At 53.1% G+C, this 19,329-nt stretch carries 11 protein-coding genes and 4 pseudogenes; 14 read left to right on the top strand and 1 reads right to left on the bottom strand.

The window, feature by feature from the left end:
* Window positions 1-3 precede the first annotated feature (3 nt).
* The 8 genes and pseudogenes from PCH05_RS02065 to PCH05_RS02030 all read left to right on the top strand — a co-directional run bounded on the left by PCH05_RS02065 (window position 4) and on the right by PCH05_RS02030 (window position 9,117).
* A pseudogene (locus tag PCH05_RS02065) lies at window positions 4-774 on the top strand (SDR family oxidoreductase).
* A gap of 26 nt (window positions 775-800) precedes the next feature.
* Window positions 801-1,604, top strand: a complete 804-nt coding sequence (gene larE, locus PCH05_RS02060) for an ATP-dependent sacrificial sulfur transferase LarE (protein WP_127600161.1) — start codon at window positions 801-803, stop codon at window positions 1,602-1,604.
* A gap of 28 nt (window positions 1,605-1,632) precedes the next feature.
* A pseudogene (locus PCH05_RS02055) lies at window positions 1,633-3,122 on the top strand (gluconokinase).
* A 27-nt stretch (window positions 3,123-3,149) separates the two neighbouring features.
* Window positions 3,150-3,923 carry a nickel pincer cofactor biosynthesis protein LarB gene (gene larB / locus PCH05_RS02050; protein WP_127600159.1) on the top strand — a complete coding sequence of 258 codons (774 nt, stop codon included), beginning with the start codon at window positions 3,150-3,152 and terminating at the stop codon, window positions 3,921-3,923.
* Window positions 3,904-4,146: pseudogene (gene larC, locus PCH05_RS28210) on the top strand (nickel insertion protein); the annotation flags it as partial. The gene larB and the pseudogene larC (PCH05_RS28210), both read left to right, overlap by 20 nt.
* Window positions 4,147-4,257: 111 nt before the next feature.
* Window positions 4,258-5,481, top strand: a pseudogene (gene larC / locus PCH05_RS28075) (nickel pincer cofactor biosynthesis protein LarC).
* Window positions 5,482-5,979: 498 nt separating this feature from the next.
* Window positions 5,980-7,239 (top strand): tyrosine--tRNA ligase, encoded by a 1,260-nt coding sequence (gene tyrS, locus PCH05_RS02035; RefSeq protein WP_127600153.1) that lies wholly within the window; start codon window positions 5,980-5,982, stop codon window positions 7,237-7,239.
* Window positions 7,240-7,917: 678 nt separating this feature from the next.
* The gene (locus PCH05_RS02030; protein ID WP_127600151.1) at window positions 7,918-9,117 is read left to right on the top strand and encodes an acyltransferase; all 1,200 of its coding nucleotides are present in this window, start codon (window positions 7,918-7,920) and stop codon (window positions 9,115-9,117) included.
* Between the two features lie 83 nt (window positions 9,118-9,200).
* Here the strand turns inward: PCH05_RS02030 and PCH05_RS02025 are convergent, their stop codons facing one another.
* Complete coding sequence (locus PCH05_RS02025; RefSeq protein ID WP_127600149.1) at window positions 9,201-10,151, bottom strand: helix-turn-helix transcriptional regulator; 951 nt, start codon at window positions 10,149-10,151, stop codon at window positions 9,201-9,203.
* A 108-nt stretch (window positions 10,152-10,259) separates the two neighbouring features.
* Here PCH05_RS02025 and PCH05_RS02020 point away from each other — a divergent pair, with 108 nt between their 5' ends.
* The 6 genes from PCH05_RS02020 (at window position 10,260) to PCH05_RS01995 (ending at window position 19,323) form a co-directional block, all read left to right on the top strand.
* Window positions 10,260-10,679: a nuclear transport factor 2 family protein gene (locus tag PCH05_RS02020; protein ID WP_127600147.1), complete on the top strand. Its 420-nt coding sequence runs from the start codon at window positions 10,260-10,262 to the stop codon at window positions 10,677-10,679.
* A gap of 465 nt (window positions 10,680-11,144) precedes the next feature.
* Complete coding sequence (locus PCH05_RS02015; RefSeq protein WP_246049325.1) at window positions 11,145-11,654, top strand: ribonuclease domain-containing protein; 510 nt, start codon at window positions 11,145-11,147, stop codon at window positions 11,652-11,654.
* An 18-nt stretch (window positions 11,655-11,672) separates the two neighbouring features.
* Window positions 11,673-11,948: a barstar family protein gene (locus PCH05_RS02010; protein ID WP_127600145.1), complete on the top strand. Its 276-nt coding sequence runs from the start codon at window positions 11,673-11,675 to the stop codon at window positions 11,946-11,948.
* A gap of 153 nt (window positions 11,949-12,101) precedes the next feature.
* Window positions 12,102-16,790, top strand: coding sequence for a DUF2252 family protein (locus PCH05_RS02005; protein ID WP_127600143.1), 4,689 nt, complete (start codon window positions 12,102-12,104; stop codon window positions 16,788-16,790).
* A 212-nt stretch (window positions 16,791-17,002) separates the two neighbouring features.
* A complete protein-coding gene (locus tag PCH05_RS02000) occupies window positions 17,003-18,346 on the top strand; it encodes an ABC transporter substrate-binding protein (protein WP_127600140.1) in 1,344 nt (447 codons plus the stop codon).
* Between the two features lie 119 nt (window positions 18,347-18,465).
* Window positions 18,466-19,323, top strand: a complete 858-nt coding sequence (locus tag PCH05_RS01995; protein WP_127600302.1) for a carbohydrate ABC transporter permease — start codon at window positions 18,466-18,468, stop codon at window positions 19,321-19,323.
* Window positions 19,324-19,329: the final 6 nt, after the last annotated feature.

The following is a 19,329-nucleotide window of genomic DNA, read 5'->3' as shown; positions in this document are numbered from 1 at the left end:
ACGATGGCGAATCTATTTGATTTGACGGGAAAAACGGCGGTTGCGATCGGAGGGAACAGCGTACTGGGATCATCCATCGCCATGGGCTTTGCCGAGCATGGGGCCAGAGTGGCCATCGTGGGACGCAATCTTGAGAAGGCCCAGGACGTAGTGAAGGCCATTCAAAGCAGCGGCGGCGAGGCAAAAGCTTTTCAGGCGGATGTAAGCTCCAGGGATTCGCTGGTTCAGGTCGCCTCGGAAATCGAGGCCTAGTCCGGGGGATGGGATATTCTGTTGAACGCGCCGGGCAAAAATAGCTCCACTCCTTTTTTCGAGCTCGGCATGGAGGAATGGGATGACATCATGGACGTGAACCTGAAGGGCATCGTCATCACCTGCCAAATCTTTGCGGGGCGCATGATCGAGCAAAAACGAAACGGAAGCATCATCAATATTTCTTCGGTATCTTCCACCACGCCGCTGTCCAAAGTGTTCACGTACTCCGTCTCCAAAGCGGGACTGAACAGCGTGACGCAGTTTTTGGCGCGGGAGTTCGCGTCTGAAGGCATTCGTGTGAACGCTATCATTCCGGGGTTCTTCCCGGCGGAACAAAATCGTAAAATACTGAGTCCGGACCGGATCGAGTCCATTATGAAGCATACCCCGATGAACCGCTTCGGTACGCCGGAGGAGCTGAAGGGCGCCGCTGTTTTCCTCGCTTCGGACCAGGCTTCAAGCTTCGTTACAGGCACGCTGCTGCGCGTGGACGGCGGATTCGGAAGCATGACGATTTAACGCGGAAGCGGAAGGAGGGAAACACCGTGCTAGCCGAAAAATACGAAAAATTACAGTCCATCCTTCGAGAAATGAACACGGTTGTCGTGGCGTTTTCGGGAGGGGTGGACAGCACCTTTTTGCTGAAGGCTGCCGTCGTTACGCTGGGAACGGACCACGTGCTTGCGGTCACCGCGGATTCGGAAACGTATCCCACCACGGAGCTGGAAGAGGCGAAGGAGCTCGCAGCGTTGATTGGCGCCAGGCATCAGGTGATCGAAACCTCCGAGCTTGCCATCCCGGGATACGCGGAAAATACGAAAAACCGCTGTTACTTTTGCAAAAGCAGCCTGTTTGACCATTTGGCGCCTGTGCTCAGCGAGCATTCGTTCGAAAATATCGTCTACGGGGTTATCGCCGACGACATGAATGAATTCCGCCCCGGCATGCAGGCGGCCAAAGAGCGCGGCATTCGCGGTCCGCTGCTGGAGGCGGGGCTGTTTAAAGAGGAGATCCGCGAGCTGTCCAAGGCATTCGGCCTTCCTACCTGGGAGAAGCCATCCTTTGCCTGCCTGTCTTCCAGGATCGCTTACGGCGAATATATCACCAAAGAGAAGCTGAACAAGGTTGAAAAAGCGGAAGCCTATCTGAAATCCCTTCAGATTCGCCAGGTCCGGGTGCGCACGCATCAGGAAACGGCGCGCATCGAAGTGGAGCCGAAGGATATGCAGACCGTGCTTGCCCATCATGAAGCGATCGTCCGCAGGCTGCAGGAGTACGGATACAAATACGTGACGATGGATCTGGTCGGATACCAGAGCGGCAGCATGAATAAAGTTCTATCCCTTTAAAAGTTAAAGATAAATTCTCATCACGAAAATGAAAAGGAAGATGAAAATGCCAAGAGAGCTTGTCATGGGACTGGATATCGGAACGACAAGCGTGAAAGCATGCGTATTTAACCTTCACGGCAAGCTGATCGCGGAGGCCGAGGAGATGAACGCCTTTCACTATCCGCAGCAGGGCTGGGTCGAGCAGGACCCGGCCGCCATCGAAAGATCAGCCGTGCTGGCGGTTCGGGAGGCGGTCCGGAAAGCGGATATCGGCAAGGATGAGCTCATAGCGCTCGGATTCTCGGCGGCCATGCATTCGCTAGTCGCCGTAGATGAGCAGGTGAAGCCTTTGTCGCCGGCCCTGATCTGGGCCGATGGAAGAAGTGCAGCACAGGCGGATCGGATGACCGCGCAAGCGAAAAGCGATATATACGCCAGAACGGGGACGCCGATTCATCCGATGACGCCGTTCATGAAGCTGCTGTGGATGAAGGAAACAGGGTTTGAGCCTTACCGGAACGCCGCTTACTTCATGTCGGTCAAGGAGTATCTGATCTACAGCTGGTTCGGCGAGCGGATGATCGATTATTCGATGGCATCGGCCACGGGTCTGTTTAATCCGGCGTCGCTGACATGGGACCGGGAGCTGCTGGACATGACGGGGATTACGGAAGCGCAGCTCTCGGAGCTGGTCCCTCCCACGACGGTTTTGCATGGTCTCGCCGCGGATATCGCGGCGCAAACAGGAATCCAAGGCGATGTCCCGTTTGTGATCGGAGCGGCGGACGGGCAGCTGGCCAACCTCGGGATCGGCGCGATTTTGCCGGGCGAAGTCGCCGTGTCCGTGGGCACAAGCGGGGCCATCAGACAATTAACGAGCCACATGAAGGTCAGCGAAACCCAGGAAACCTTCTGCTACTCCTTTACCAAGGATACGGCTATCATCGGGGGCCCGACGAACAACGGCGGCATTGCCCTGCAGTGGCTCAAGGACCTGCTCCAGGACCGGGGCAGCTTCACGGAATTTCTGAAGGCGGCGGAGCAGGTGGAGCCAGGCTCGGAGGGGCTTCTTTTCCTGCCTTATCTCAATGGCGAGCGGGCACCGATCTGGAATCAGAGAGCGAAAGGTAATTTTTACGGCATTGCCATGACGCACCAGAAGGAGCATTTTGTCCGTGCCGTGCTCGAAGGCATCACCTTCAATCTTTATCAAATCGGTAAAGCGCTGGAAAGCATCGCGGGCGAACCGGAAAAAATCTACGTGAACGGGGCTTGTCCAGGTCCATAGTCTGGCTGCAAATGATGGCAGACGTGTTCGGAGCGGATATCTATGTTTCCGAGAATCATCACAGTGCCGCATGGGGCGCGGCTTGGACGGCACTGGTAGCTACAGGGAAAGTAAGCTCGTTCGAAGAAATCAAACGGAATATCCCGATGGGTGAGGCCGTCAAGCCGAATCCGGAGAATCGCAAACGGTATAAGCATGTGTATGAACAATACGAAAAAACAGTGAAAGCGGTCACCGGACTGTTTTAAATACAGGCTGACAGGGGATGAGGGCAAGTGCTGGAGCACATTTTGGAGCAGGTTCAAAACGGGACCCTGAGTGTGGCGGATGCCAAAGAAAAGCTGGCTACCTTCGAGGATCTCGGGTTTGCGAAAGTGGATCATCACCGGAGCAAACGCCAAGGATTCCCCGAAATCGTATATGGGGAAGGCAAAACCGCCGATCACATTATTTCGATTGCGCAGTCGCTTCAGGCCCGAAACCAGAGCGTTCTGGTCACCAGAATTTCGAAGGAGAAGGCTGCGGCCGTTCAGAAGGCGTGTCCTGATTACCTTTACGATGAAACGGCGCGCATATTGTTTTGGAAAAAGGAAGCAGGTGACGCAGAAGCTCCGCAAGGATATATTGCCGTCATTGCTGCGGGTACGTCCGATCTGAGCGTCGCAGAGGAAGCCGCGGTCACCGCAGAAGTGCTGGGATGCCCGGTACGGCGCATCTATGACGTCGGCGTTGCGGGGATCCACCGACTGCTGAGCCATGCGGAAGACATTCAAAACGCGACCGTCTCCGTGGTGGTGGCCGGCATGGAGGGCGCGCTGCCCAGCGTCGTCGGGGGACTGGTCTCCCATCCGGTCATTGCCGTTCCGACGAGCATCGGATATGGGGCCAGCTTCAACGGCCTTTCGGCGTTATTGACGATGCTGAATTCCTGCGCGTCCGGAATCAGCGTGGTCAATATCGATAACGGATTCGGCGGGGGCTACAATGCGGCACTGATACATCAGCTTGTACATAAAGGGGGAAACCGGCATGAAAACACTATACCTTGACTGTTTTTCCGGCATCAGCGGAGACATGTTCATCGGCGCATTGATCGATGCGGGAGCGGATCCGGGCAAGCTTGGGGAAGAGCTGAAAAAGCTTCAGATGGATAAGGAATATGAATTGAAATGGGGAAAGGTCAACAAAAACGGCATCACTTCCACCAAATTCGATGTGCTGCTGAAAGATGGCGGCGCGCACACGCATGAACATCAACACAATCAAGCGCATGATCATGAACATAGTCATGAGCACGAACATGCTCAGGAACAAAGCCATAGTCATAGTCACTTACATCAAGAGCACAGGCATGAACATACGCATGCCCATGACCATGAACGTATGTATAGCCATGTCCATGAACATGACCACGCACATATAAATGAGCATGCCCATGACCACACGCATGACGAACATACGCACGGACATGTGCATGTGCATGATCACAGCCACAGCCATAGTCATAGTCACGATCATGGACATTCGCATCACCATCATCATGAACACCGATCTTACAAGGATATTGCCAGGCTCATTGAGCATGCCGGGTTTGAACAGCCCGTTGAGGCGCTCGCCCTTCGAATATTTAAGAAAATCGCGGAAGCGGAAGGGAAAATTCATGGCGTTCCTGTGGAGGACGTTCATTTTCATGAGGTCGGTGCCGTGGATTCCATTATCGATATCGTAGGCGCTGCGATCCTGCTCCGCCAGTTGGGCATTGAATCCGTTCAATCCTCGCCGGTCCCCGTTGGCAAGGGGAAAATACGAATCGACCATGGCGTATATCCTGTCCCCGCCCCGGCCACGCTCGAAATTCTCAGAGGAACGCCGCTGGAGCAATCGGATATCCGCGGGGAACTGACGACTCCGACAGGGGCGGCGATTGTATCCGTGCTTGCCGAGGCGTACGGCCCGATTCCTTCCATGAAAGTGAATGCGATCGGATACGGGGCGGGCACCAAAACCTTTGCGGAGCATCCGAATGTACTGCGGGTAATTATTGGCGAATAACCCGTTAAATGACCGAAGCACAAGCGCCGCTTTGATATTCCTTCGAAGGAGAGGATGCATATGAACGCCAAACGACCTCCGAATCATGAGCATATCGACGAAAACATGATCAAGATGGAAGTGAATTTTGACGATATTCCTGGAGAGTGGCTCGGATATGTCATGGATCTGCTGTTTGAAAGCGGAGCGAATGACGTGTACTATACCCCGATTTATATGAAAAAAAACAGGCCGGGAACGCTGCTGCAGCTCCTTTGCCCAAACGATTTGGTCGAACGGATGAAGGAGATCATTTTCCGCGAGACGACCACGTTGGGGATACGTTATTATCCGCTGAGCGTGCACCGTTTGGAGCGGACGTTTGAGAAAGTGCCGACGGAATGGGGGCCCGTGACCGTCAAAAAAGGATTGCACGGCGGGCAAGCAGTTCAGTGGGCGCCGGAGTTCGAGGAGTGCAGGCAGATTGCTGAAACTCATGGCATTCCCCTGAAAAAGGTATATGAGCAGGTATGGAAATCTGATATGAAGGAGCCCGGCAATCCGCATCATGACTGAGCTGACATGAGGAGGTAATTTCTCGGTTTATCCTGGCATGAGCATTCGATCGAATCGGATCCTAGCATTGCCGCAACATTATTCAAGTTCCGAGTACAATAGAATCACAGCCGGTTATTCCAGCATCACGTGGTTGACATTGAAATCGTAATTCAATATACTGTCTGTAATCTTATATGCGATATACGTTGAAAGAGCCCAGTAGCAGCTGTCGTCCCTGTTCCAGAAAGCCGGGGGTGGATGAAACCCGGTACACACGAAGCCTGCGAATTACACTTTGGAGTATCTCGGGTAATGCCGAGCGGAAGCGGCGAACGATACCTCGCCTGAAGAGCGGCATGCATGGCTTGCGTTACAGCGCAGCTCCATGGGTGCAATCTGGGTGGTAACACGGTTAACAATCGTCCCTATGTCTTACGACAAGGGGGCGATTTTTTGTTTTTCAACGGGAGGAATGGCGATTCGTTATAAGGATATTAATTTGAGGGGTGTATGATTGTGAATATTATCGATGAACTGGAATGGCGCGATGCCATCAATCAACAAACGGATGCGGAAGGATTGCGCGAGCTGACGAATCAAAAGGCGATTTCCCTCTACTGCGGGGTGGATCCGACCGGGGACAGCATGCATATCGGCCACTTGATTCCATTCATGGTACTGAAACGCTTCCAGCTGGCAGGGCATCGTCCGGTCATTCTGATCGGCGGGGCAACCGGCACGATCGGCGACCCGAGCGGCCGTCAAACTGAACGTTCGCTTCAGACCCTGGAACAGGTTCAGGCGAACGTAGACGCGTTGACCGAGCAAATGCGCAAGCTGTTCGTCACCGAAGGCGACAATCAGATCCGGATGGTGAACAATTACGACTGGACGCATAAAATCAACGTGATCGAGTTCCTGCGCGATTATGGCAAAAACTTCAGCATTAACTCCATGCTGGCGAAGGATGTCGTTGCGAGCAGACTGGATAGCGGCATTTCCTTCACGGAGTTCTCGTACCAGATTTTGCAGTCGCTCGACTACCTGCATTTGTACCAGCACGAAGATGTCCAACTACAGATCGGCGGCTCCGACCAGTGGGGGAACATCACAAGCGGTCTGGACCTGATCCGGAAAAAGGAAGGCGCCGAGGCAAAAGCCTTCGGCCTGACAATTCCGCTGATGCTGAAAGCCGACGGCACCAAGTTCGGCAAAACAGCCGGCGGCGCCATCTGGCTTGATCCGAACAAAACGACGCCGTTCGAGTTCTACCAGTTCTGGGCGAACACCGACGACCGCGACGTTGTGAAATACCTGAAATACTTTACGTTCCTTTCCAAAGAGAAAATCGATGAGCTGGCTGAAAAGGTAGAGACTGAGCCGCATAAACGCGAAGCGCAGAAGACGCTGGCTGAGGAAATGACGAGATTCGTGCACGGCGAGGAACTGCTGGAGCAGGCTAAACGGATTACCGCCGCGCTGTTCACCGGGGATATCAAATCGCTCACGGCCGATGAAATTGAGCAGGGCTTCAAAGAAATGCCAACGTTCGAAGCCACCCAGGAATCGAAAAATATCGTCGACTGGCTCGTCGATCTCGGCATCGTGAAGTCCAAGCGCCAGGCGCGCGAGGATGTCACCAATGGTGCAATCTCGATGAACGGCGAGAAGGTCAGCGACGTGGGCTTTGAAGTGACGGCGGATCATGCGATCGGCGGACGTTTCATCATTATCCGCAAAGGCAAGAAAAACTACAGCCTGGTGAAGCTTTCCTAATCAAGCTCTCCTAAAGCGTACCGGCTTGATGCCGGCGGCGATAACAAAGCAGCATGAATACAATACGGCGGTCTGCCTCGTGATAAACGATGGCAGACCGCCGTTTTTACATCAACCGGAGGCTGAAGCTCCGCGCACATTTCGCTCTTCTATTTATCTGCGGCGCAGTTTTCTTTTAATCGGCTTTCTTTTTCTGCGTTTGGAATGCCTCACGGGCTTTTCAGGCCGCTCTTTTTTCCGCGAATCCACATGCTGCTCCGCATACGGTATTGGATTCACGTAAAGTATTTGCTCTGCGTCTGGTAGGCAACGTTTAATTGAGATTGCCTCAATAAAGATAGTTCAATAGGATCATACCCCGCTGGATACGCAGGAAAGTAGAAAAACTCCATGCGAAGCACCCTGAAATCCATCACTGCATGTTCTGGTTTCAACAAGGGCCATGCATCCTGCCGTGAGAGCATATATTCATCCTCGTCAATGATTGAATCGGATCACGGCTTGAAGATGATCCACATATTCAAACTTCGAGATGCCATGACGAATTCAACCGTATCATCATCAAAAGGAAGCTTTTGGTTATAGTCCAGCACTGGATCCGCATCCTCGATTTAAGGTTCATTTAATCTTAAAAGAGTATACTTGCGCATAACTGCTAATGAAGGAGGATATCATTTCATGGGCAAACCGCGCATCGAAGAGTGGACTCAACTGAGGGGGCTTGCTTTCCTGGCGATCGTGATGCAGCACGCCATCGCTGAGTACATTTATAGGGCCGATATTGAATCCGCCGACTCCATTATGCTGACGATGATCTATCATTTCACCCGATTCGGCACGCCGACGTTCGTGTTTTTATCCGCGGTGCTGATGTTTTACCACTACGGCGGCAAGATCCGCTATGGCTCTTTTTTACGAAAAAGGCTCGGAGACGTATATGTTCCCTTTCTGATATGGACGGTTATCTATTGGCTGTATGTCCGCGTGTTTACGCCGGGCTTTTGGCAAAAGGGGGGACAGGATTTCGGCTCGCTGCTCAAGGAAATGTTTTTGCCGCAGACCGGCTATCAGCTCTGGTTTATCCTGATGATACTCCAGTTCTACATTTTCTTTCCGGTTCTGGCTGGAGGCGTTCGCCATGTCCGCAAACGGCTGGACGTAATGAGTGAGCGTGCCCGGAGCCGAAGGGTGGTCGCGATCGTAGTGGGGACAGGCCTCATGTATATGGGCCTGCTGTATCTTTCATATCATCAGATGGGCGGCTGGTCGTCCAGGCTGGGCAGTCCCTGGAGCGAGCTGATTCAATATCGCAGTTATTCATTTATTATGTACGGATTCTATTTCGTGGCCGGCGCCGTCTGGGCCGCGAATATCGAGAAGTGCCGGGCCTGGTGCATCAAGCTGCTGCCGTGGAGCGGACTCGTGTTTATCGGCATGTACATCCGGCTGGGATACGATGTGCTGCAGGGATCCGGCGAGGTTGTCAACCTGAACATTTCAACCTATCTGAAACCGTCGACGTTTCTCATCATCGTGGCGCAGATACTGCTGCTCTATGGCCTTTTGCTGATGCTGAAGGGGCGGAGCGCGTCGTTTTTGCGGCTGCTCGGCTGGATCGGAAAATACTCGTTTGGCGGCTACCTGGTACATGCCCTGGTCATTTACTGCATCGCCTTTTTCACGAGACCGTTGACGCTGACGGGCAGCCATCTGCCGGTTACACTGCTGACGTTCTTCCTGACCGCCGCCGCCTCACTCGGCATCAGCTATACATTGTCCCGCCTGCCGGGAGCAAGGTGGATCGTCGGTGCCAAACGGCGCGCGCCGAAGCAAGCCGAATCCGAAGCGGATTTCCGCGGCAAAGCCGCCATGTACTGAGAAATAAAACCCAAAAATGCGCAGGTTCCGTTCATGCGGAGCTGCGCATTTTTGGGTTGACGGTTGACAGCGGCATGATCCGATCAGGCATAAAGTGATCTCATTCTTTCGATCTTGTCCTTCATACCCGTCACGGCTTGCTCGGGTTCGACGATGGTCGCGTCTTCGCCGATTTCCCAGATCATGTCGCAATAAAAAGAAAGGTCCTTCACGGGTATGCTCATCCGGATTTCCCCGCTGCCATCCGCCAGGCGCTGCACTTGCCCCTCGAACCGTCCGTTCGGTTCCAGCTTGGCGACTCCGCGCGGGGTAAGGCGAACGACAAATGTCGTCTGCTCCATCTGTTCTTTCTCGGGCGCTTCCCAATCGAACACGGTCCTTCGATCTACGTCTTCCCGGAAGGGAACGGCGGGATTCAAGGCAGCCGATTCGATGCGGTCCGCGCGAAATAACCGGTACGTCTTGCGCATGAAGCAGTAAGCCGGGCAGTACCAGTATCCATTGCTCGCATACAATCCGATCGGCTGGATGTCCCTGCAGGAGTCTCCCTGTTCCGATGAACGATAACGGATCGTGACGACGGAGCGGGTCATGACGGCCTTCAGCAGGGTGCCCAGATCCTCCGACGACATCGAGCGGCGCGGATTCCAGATGACGACTTTGTCTTTTAACCGGCCGATTTGCTCTTTGACGTCTGCCGGAAGGTAGTGATAGAACTTTCGAAGCGCCGAATTCGAGCTTTCTTCAAAGGGCAGCGAACCGAAATATTGCAGAGACTGGCAAGCCAGAAAAATGGCAATCGCTTCGCTCTCCAAGAACCCGATCGGAGGCAGCATACGATCGCGCAAAAGCCTGTATCCGCCGCCTCGGCCCTGAACCGAATATATCGGAAAGCCCAGCTCGCTTAGGTCGCGCAAATCCCTGGTAATGGTTCGCGGGGATATGCCAAATTCTTCGGCCAATTCGCTTACCGTGACGTTTTTCTTCATATTGATTACCATCATGAGCTCGATAAGACGCTGTGATTTTTGCAAAGGAAGGCTCCTTTCAAACATCCGGCGATTTTTGTAAATAAGACAGGAACTGTCTTATTTACATGATACCTTAGAGAGGAAAATAAAGGAATGAAGGGAGAATGTTATATGGAAAAGAAGTATTCGGGTACGAATGTTGGGGAAGAACTGGTTCAAGGACGGACTACCAGGGCGTTTCAAGCTTTTCAACGGGCGATCGAAGAAGGGGAGACAGACGACTTTCTGGCGCTCATTACCGGAGAGTTTTCGTTCCGGGTTCCGCTGCCTTTCGAGGAGTGGAAGGAGGAGCAGCATGGGGGCGAGCGATTCAAGGACCTGGTCCGCTTCGAGCGAGAGGTGCTGGAGGTCCGATTGGCGCCTTTGTTTGAAATCGAAGATGGCAAGCGGGGCATGGTGGCTTTTCGTGCCGAAGGGAGCTTGAATGAATCGCCGTACCAGAATGAGCTGGCCATCGTTTTCGAATACGAGGGTCACAGAATTTCGGCGTTTCGGGAATATGTCGGGATGCCGCTGAAAAGATACGAATAGGTACCTACTCGCATGGAAGACGTGCTGAGTTAGAAAGGATCGGATAAGCCAAAGATGGCGACCAAGTGAGGAAAGGGTCAACGAATGGACTAAGAATCTGATTCGCAGTAAAAATAGATTCGAAAGAGTCGGACGGTGTGATCCTGTATGAAGCCGTCGGCACATGAACCTTAAGCCGCCTCTCGGGGAGGCTTATTTGTTGATAGCAGAAGTTATGAAATTCAATGCATGGTTCACCTGATATCGCAAGAAATACAACATTTACGTGCGGTAAGTCTGCTTAGAAAGAACGTCTATCGAGCTTTTTCTTATATTTTGCGGACAGGGTGCCAGAGCAGCAATAAGCTTAAAACCAAGCTCCGGGTACCGCTCAAAAGCGAAACTTCATCGAGGCGGATGCGTACATATCAGGTGACGATCAACAAAGAAGCGAGGATGAAATCATTGAAAGCTTTAAAATCTGTATTGTTTGCACTGCTCAGCTGTCTATTGCTGTTGACCGGTTGCGGGTTGAACGAAAACGGGTTGGCGAACCCATCGCAGTCTCAATCTCAATCTCAGTCTCAATCTCAGTCTCAATCTCAGTCCCAATCCCAGCCCCAATCCCAATCCGGAACCCAATCGCCAAAGTCGCCTGCAGCAACCGCCAAGCTCACCACGTTTGAAGGCGTCGCGGAGTATATCAGAGTCCATCATGAGCTGCCGGACAATTTCATTACGAAGGCCGAAGCGAAAAAGCTCGGCTGGGATCCCCAAGGAGGGAACCTGCAGGACGTGGCGCCCGGGAAAAGCATCGGCGGCGATGTGTTCCAGAACCGCGAAAAAAAGCTGCCCGCAAAAAAGGGAAGGATATGGTACGAAGCCGATATCAACTATAAATCCGGCCATCGCGGCAAAGACCGGATCCTTTTTTCAAGTGACGGGTTAATTTATAAGACGGAAGATCACTATGAGACGTTCAAGCCGATCAAGTGATGGTAGGAGGATTCAAAATTGCGTGAAATTATATTGGATGGCGGCAAAATCGATAACAAGGAACAATTGCATGCTTTTTTACAAGAAGAATTGAAGCTGCCCGATTATTACGGAGGCAATTTGGATGCGTTATGGGATGCTCTGACCGGCTATGCTTCCATGCCGCTTATGATCCGTTGGGTAAAATTTCAAGAAAGCGAAGCGAAGCTTGGAGAATACAGTAGGCTTGTACTAGAGTTATTCCAAGAGGCGGAAAACGAAATGGAAGGCTTTCATCTCCGAATGGAGCCGTAATAGCATGGAATGCACATTGACGAAAAGCACGGTCACCGGACGAGTGAACCGTGCTTTTGGCGTTCCGTCATCCGCAGAGTTTACATTCCGCAAATCCTCCGATGACAGTGAGAGCATACAATTGAATAGACTACAATCATTTGGAGGATTTACATGTCATACATGAGCCGCAGGACCCCGCGTTTCAAAAAAATAACGATTGCGATAATGGCAGCGCTTTTGATGCATCCGGCTGCTGCCGGCTTCGGATTGGGAAATCCGTTGGCCTATGCCGAGGATAGCGAAACGGAACCATCCGGGGGGAATGCCGGAATGGCCGACGTGCCGGAACAAACCGGTGCTGCCGGTACGGATGCCAGCATGGACGATGCAGAGAGCGCTTCTGTGCCAGAGAGTTCCGAAGAAGGGGGAATCTCTCCGGCAGCAAACGAAATGATGGCTTCCGAGGCTTCCGCCCAAAACGATGCGGCTGAAACGGACAAACCCGTCGTCATCAGCAAAATTTTTGGCGGAGGCAGCCAGAATAATGATGCGCTGTACAAATATGATTTTATCGAGCTGTACAATCCGGCGGATAACGATGTGAATCTGTCAGGCTGGTCGGTTCAGTATGCTGCAAGTACGAGCACAAAGGATAGCGCTTCATGGTCGGTAACACCGCTGCAAGGGACGATTCGCGCCAAGGGATATTATTTGGTCCGGGAAGCGGGTGACCCGTCGGCTAGCGTTCCCGATCTGCCGACGCCCGATGATGCGGGAAGCATCAATATGGATAATAAGACCGGCAAAGTTGCCCTTGTAACCAATTCGACAGCATTAACCGTTCCCAATCCGGCTAGCTCAGCCGTCTCATCGGTATCGGATTTTGTGGGATATGGAGATGCCTTAAGCTATAGCGGAACAGGAGCTGCCACGGCACCGTCGGCGCAAAAGACGCTTGTCCGCAAAGCGGAAGATCCGAATCTTGGCACCGGCGTGCCAAGCCTGATCGGCACCGAGGCGGAGCTGTATGGAAACGGTTGGAACACCGGCGATAATAAAACGGATTTCGATATCGCGAAACTGGGAAGCTTTGCCCCCCATAATGCCCAGTACATCACACCGCTGTCTGCCCGGGCCGATGCGGAGAAGCATACGATTCGAATGGTCTCCTTGCGGGACGTCAGTCCCTCGGATAATCAGTTTGCGGTAACCGTCGCTACCGGATCCCTGAAGACGGGAGAGCTGGATCCGCAGGATTACGAAGTAAGCGGCTTGCCTGCAGGGCTAACCGTCACCGGGGCGAAAGCGCAGCTTCATCAAGTGACATTCACGATCGGCGGCAGAGCGAACGCGGATGTTACGTCCGCCGCTGAGCTTGGCGTTGTGATCCGCAAAACGGCCGTGACGACCGGGGCTTATGACGACTCGCGTATTGTTAAAGGAATTACCCTGGAGCACTTTACGCCAAAAATCACCGGGGATCTCCTTTCGAACAGCTTAGGGATGACGGGACCCACTACGGCCGGGGGATCCTTTACGATCCGGATCAAGTCCGGAACCGTCAAGGAAGGCCTGCTGACGGATCTCGATTACAGCGTCGCCGGCCTGCCGGCAGGATTGACGGCTCAGGCTTCCGGCGACCCGGCATCAAATCTGGTGACCTTTACTGTCAGCGGAACCACGGCTCAGCCGGTTATCGAGCCGATTCCGCTGACGGTAGTTCTTAAAGCCTCCTCCGTCGTGACAGAAGGGGCGCTCGACTCTGATCCGATGACGGGAATGGTGCTGGACCGGTACAAGGCGCCGGTTCAAACAGGCGCAGCGCGCAGGACGGAACTGACGCAGCGGCTTCTAGAAGGCAATGCGTATTATCACGATCCGGAAACCAAGAGCTACAAATACGGAGCCTCCGGCATGGCGGCGTCGTCGGCCGCCTTTTATCGCGGAGCCCCATATTTGATGTATCAGGATCTGGGGGGCGTCATCCCGGTACCTGACAGCTGGAAGAAGCTCTCGGGCGTGAAGACATGGATCAGCGGAGACGCGCATCTCGCCAATGTCGGCTTTTTTGACGACAAGTCCGGAAATATCGTGTTTGATCTGAATGATTATGACGGTTCATATATCGCTCCTTTTTATCTGGATCTGATTCGGGTGACGTCAAGCCTGTACCTGACGCGCGATTCCGAGAAAATCGACATGTCGGATGCCGAAATCCGAAGCTTGGCGGGGGATATGCTGGATCAGTACATGCGGACGCTTCAGTCGCTCATCGGCAACAACGGCAAGAATACGGAAGCATCGAAGCTGGATATGAGCCATGTGAACGACGGATTCACGAAAACGATCATGACCAAGCTGGGCAAGAAAACCCAGCTCGACCAGCTGCTGAAGTGGACGGTGCCAACCGCAGACGGCAAGCATTCGACCGGCGTGCTTAACGTTGCCGGCAAACCGGACAAATACCGGGTGCCAAGCGCTTCGGAGCGGGCGGAAGTGGAGCTGAACTGGCAGAAGTACGTGGACACGCTGTCGCCGGAGTTCGTTCAAACGAAGCTGGCGGAACATCAGGACTATTTCAAAATCAAGGATGTCGCGGTGCGCATTTACCAGGGACTCGGCAGCATCGGCTCCCAAAGATACAATGTGCTGATCGAGGGGGCGACGGGAAGCTCTGATGACGATATCCTTCTGGACGTCAAGCAATCGTTCAAGCCGGATATGTTCGAAAACGCAGAGGAAGCGCAGACGACCGCGTACGATGACTATCCCGGCGGGGACGGGGCGAGGGTAAAGGCCGCCTACGAGAAGCTGTCCCTTGATCCGGAGCCTTTCCTTGGCTATTTCGACAGCGGTGCGCGTTCGTTCTTCGTGCATAAAATTTCGCTCTACAAAGGCGATTACGAGGATGCCTCCGGAGGAACGTTCAAAACGAAGGAGAACTACGCCGATTACGTCGGTTATGCGGCGAAAGCATTCGCATACGCCCATGCACGTTCGTCGGGTTCGGATGATACGTTCGAGAAGAGCGTTATCGGCCAGGTTTACGGAAACGGGGCATGGAATACATTTGAAACGACGCTCCTGAACCTGGGCGAGGATTATTACCGACAGGTAACGTCCGATTACGAACTGATGAAGCCGGATATGATCGGCGGCAGGCTGATCGATGTAGCCAGTTTGAAGGGACTGGATGTGAAGGGTGTCACGCTATCTCCGGCATTCGACAGGGATAAGCTGAATTACAGCGCTCAGGTGTACAACAGCGTTTCATCCGTTGAGGTGACGGCTTCCTCCCTTGACGGAAAAGCAACCATGACGTTGAACGGGGCGCTCTATTCTTCCACGATCCCGAAATCGGTCGAGCTCCGTCCGGGAGCGAACCAGATTGACATCGTGGTTACCGCACAGGATGGAGTCACGAGCAAAACCTACATGGTGCAGATCGAGCGGAAACAAGCCGGAGGCGGCAACGGCGGAAACAACGGTAACAACGGTAACGAAGGTAACAACGGCAACAATGGAAACGAAGGGAATAACGGAAATAACGGTGGTGGAAACAGCGGAGGCACCGGTGGTGGCAGCAATGGCAGCAATGGCGGGAACACCTCTAACGGAGGGGGAACAGGCACGAATGGCAGCGGAACGAAGCCGCCGGTAAACCTGGGCGGAGCGGGAGCGAATACGCTCGTCATCGATGCCGGCACATTCGAAAAGGCATTATCTGAAGCCCGGCAGGACCCGTCCGCAAACCATCAACTCAGCTTCGACGTCACGGGCCATGAATCCGGGGAAATGCAACTTCAGCTTCCTTTCGACGAGCTGCGTCAAGCTGCGAAGACGATGCCGGATCTGGTGCTGATGCTGCATGCCGGTAACGTTAACTATCGTTTGCCGGTTCGCACTGTCGATTTCGAGAGCCTGGTCCAGAAATGGGGTGCGCAGTCCGGCGCAGGCACCATCAATATCCGCATTCAGTCCGGTTCCGGAAATGCTGAAACAGCAATGCGCGATCAGTTGAAAACGGCGGACTTCATGCCGCAGAGCGCTCCGGTCGAGGCTTTACTGTATGCGGCGGATAAGAACGGCAACCCATCGGAAATCCGTCATTTGAACGGGGGATACGCCGTCATGACCATTCCTTTTACGGCGAGCATCCCGGCGGGCGATCTGGTCGCCGTGAGAATAAACAAGGACGGTACCGTTACGGTCGTGCCGGCTGTATTTAAGGACGGAAATGCGATTCTTCACATCCGGGATAACGGAACCTATGCGGTGGCTCAGGCCAAACCGCGGTCATTCGTAGATATTTCCAAGCACTGGGCGAAAAGCGAAATTGAGCTTCTCGCAGGCAAGCGGATCGTAAAGGGAATATCGTCGCAGGCGTTCTCCCCAGACAAGGCGATGTCCCGAGCCGAGCTGACCGCTCTGTTCGCCAAAGCTTTTGCACTGGAAGAGGACCACAGCTTTGCAGGATTTGCGGACGTATCTGCGTCCGACTGGTATGCAGGCTCTGTCGCTGCCTTATCCAAAGCTGGGATCGTTTCGGGCTTCCCGGGCGGCAGCTTCAAGCCTTCCGAGGCGATTTCCCGTGAGCAGTTGGCTGTCATGATGGTGAAAGCCGCCGACCTCGCTGGAAAGCCGCTTCAGGCATCTGCTGCAGAGCAGACGGCAGGATCTTTCAAGGACGCGGGGCTTATCAGCGGCTACGCGCGGGATGCTGTGCAAGCCTGCCGGATTGCAGGAATCATCCAAGGAAATCCGGACGGCAGCTTCATGCCGCAGGCATCCGTGACAAGGGCTCAAGCCGCCATCATGATGAAGCAGTTGCTGCAGGTGATCGGCTTCATAAACGAGTGATTATTCGATAAAGAGCATAAAAACCTAACGAAAACACCCTCAAACCGAGGGTGTTTTTCCCGTTTATTCCCGTATATCCGCCTCATTGTGGATATTTCCCCGTCATTTAGAGGAATGTATCCCCTTACATTAATTCCAACTATTGTATGATGAGTACAGACAGCGCAAGACAAAACAAATCCAAAAAAATATAGTTTAAGGGGGATTTACAAGTGAAGAAGTCATCTATGGTTCTTCTCAGCACGATGCTTTCATTCTCAGTGCTCCTGGGTGCCTGCGGCAAAGCCGAGGAGAAAAACACGGCAAGCGAAACGCCAAAAACCGAAACGGAAACGCCAAAAACCGAAACGGAAGCTCCGAAGAAGGATGTATCCCTGCGCGTGTTCTCTACCTTCGGCGGTACAGATACGGCTCGCGAAGCTTTCCAAGCTGCATTGGATGAATTCACGTCGAAAAATCCTAATGTGAAAATTGAAAACGATACCATGTCGGCCAATGACGACGGCTTCAGAACCAAAGTCAACACGGACATGAACTCCGGCAACGAGCCTGACCTGCTGTTCTACTTCGTCGGCACCGACGCCCAAGGCTTCGTGGATGCAGGCAAAGTGGTGCCGCTGAACGATCTCCTGGATGCCGATGCCGAATGGAAGAACGGCTTCTCTCCAGCGGCGCTCGAGAATACGAGACAAAAAGACGGCAACATTTACGCCGTACCGCTTACCGGTTTCTATGAAGGCCTGTTCGTGAACAAGAAAATTTTCGCGGACAATAACCTCGAGCTGCCGACGGACTGGGATAAGATGAAAACAGCGGTTTCGACCCTGTCCAAAAAAGGAATCATTCCGCTCGCGGCTCCGTTCGACCAATCCCACTACGTAATCGAGCACTTCATCCTGTCCGCCGCAGGCTCCAAAGGCCACAACGCAGGGCTGGCAGACGGCATCGATCCGAACTGGGAGAAGGGCTACGCTGCGATGAAGGAACTGTATGACCTGGGCGCATTCCCTAAAGATGCGGCTACCATCGATCTGAGCATGGCCTCCAACTACTTCGGCGAAGGCAAAGCGGCAATGATCATTGAAGGCTCCTGGGCTATGGGGAACTGGAAAGACGCGAACGTCATCGACAACACGACGGTTATGCCGTTCCCTGCAATGCCTGGCGGTCTTGGCACAGGCAAAGACGTCATCGGCGGATTCGGAAGCGGCTTCTATCTCTCCAAATCCACTTATGACAATGCCGACAAAAAGGATGCTGCGGTTGCATTGCTGAAGCATATGACTTCCCCGGCGGTTATCGAGAAAATCGCGTTGGCCAACGGCGGTACTCCAGCGGCAGCCAACGTTCAAATTAAAGGCGCGAACCAAACGGCAACCGACGGTTTCGCTATGGCAGCAAGCGCTACTTCTGTCAACAATCCAATCGACTCGATGGTCGCTCCTGAAACCTTCTCCACGCTGCGTGCCGGCGTTCAAGCGGTCGTAACGGGCAAGAAATCGCCTGCCGACGTGCTGAAAGAAGCGAAAAACATCGAGGATCAGAATAAAAAGTAAGCTTCACTGACGAAGAAAAGAGAGTATGATTTCAGCTTAAAAACGCCGTCTCTTTCGAGGCGGCGTCATCTTTTCACAACCCGGATGCTAGAGAAAATAAAACTCAAGTGGTGATGAATATGAAGGGCGATCGCAAGTATATCTGGATCTTTCTGTTTCCGATGGCTGCATTTTTGACGATCTTTTTGTATTATCCATTTTTTAAAAGCTTGTACTTCAGCTTCTTCCGCACGAAAGGTTTTTTTGACAAGAAATTCATCGGCTGGGATAACTACGACCGCCTGGTTCATGATAAGCTTCTGGGCGCCGCCACGCTGCATACGCTGGAAATTATGGTTTACGTCATCATTTTCCAGGTAGGGATCGCGCTTCTGCTTGCGGTGATGGTCGATAATATTCCGAAGCTCAAGGGCTTTTACCGTTCCGTATTTTTCTTTCCCGTCGTCATTTCCGGTACAGCGATTTCGTTGCTGTTCGTTCTATTTTATAACTACAATTTCGGCCTGCTGAATAGCGTGCTCGCCGGAATGGGTCTGGAGAAGGTGCTGTGGCTCAGCGAAAGCAACGCGCTCCGGGCGATCGCGGTTCCTACCGTTTGGCACTATGTCGGCTTTTACTTCGTTTTGTTCGTAACCGCCATGTCCAAAATTCCGGAAGATTACTATGATGCCGCCAAAATTGAAGGCATTTCCGGCTTTAAAAAGATGGTGAAGCTCACCGTTCCACTGATTATGAGCGACGTCAAGGTCGTCATTACGCTTGCGATCACCGGTACGCTGAAAGTGTTCGACTTCGTGTGGGTAATCTCCAGAGCGCAAAACGGCACGGACGTGCTCGGAACGTACATGTACAAAAAAGCGATGGTTGACCAGAACTTCGGTTACGGCTCGACGGTAGCGATTTACATGGTCGTGCTCGGGGTCGTGATCGCACTGCTCGCCAATCGTTTGTTGAAAACGGAAGAAATCACATACTAAGTTGTT

This window comes from Paenibacillus chibensis (genome assembly GCF_004001045.1).
GTDB classification, from domain to species: domain Bacteria; phylum Bacillota; class Bacilli; order Paenibacillales; family Paenibacillaceae; genus Paenibacillus_AQ; species Paenibacillus_AQ chibensis.
This window is presented reverse-complemented; position numbering and strand designations above follow the sequence as displayed.

What these genes read in the sequence shown, in the direction of transcription:
- PCH05_RS01995 (WP_127600302.1), top strand. Translation starts at nt 18,466, where the DNA reads ATGAAGGGCGATCGCAAGTATATCTGGATCTTTCTGTTTCCGATGGCT.
- PCH05_RS02005 (WP_127600143.1), top strand. Translation starts at nt 12,102, where the DNA reads ATGTCATACATGAGCCGCAGGACCCCGCGTTTCAAAAAAATAACGATT.
- PCH05_RS02030 (WP_127600151.1), top strand. Translation starts at nt 7,918, where the DNA reads ATGGGCAAACCGCGCATCGAAGAGTGGACTCAACTGAGGGGGCTTGCT.
- PCH05_RS02020 (WP_127600147.1), top strand. Translation starts at nt 10,260, where the DNA reads ATGGAAAAGAAGTATTCGGGTACGAATGTTGGGGAAGAACTGGTTCAA.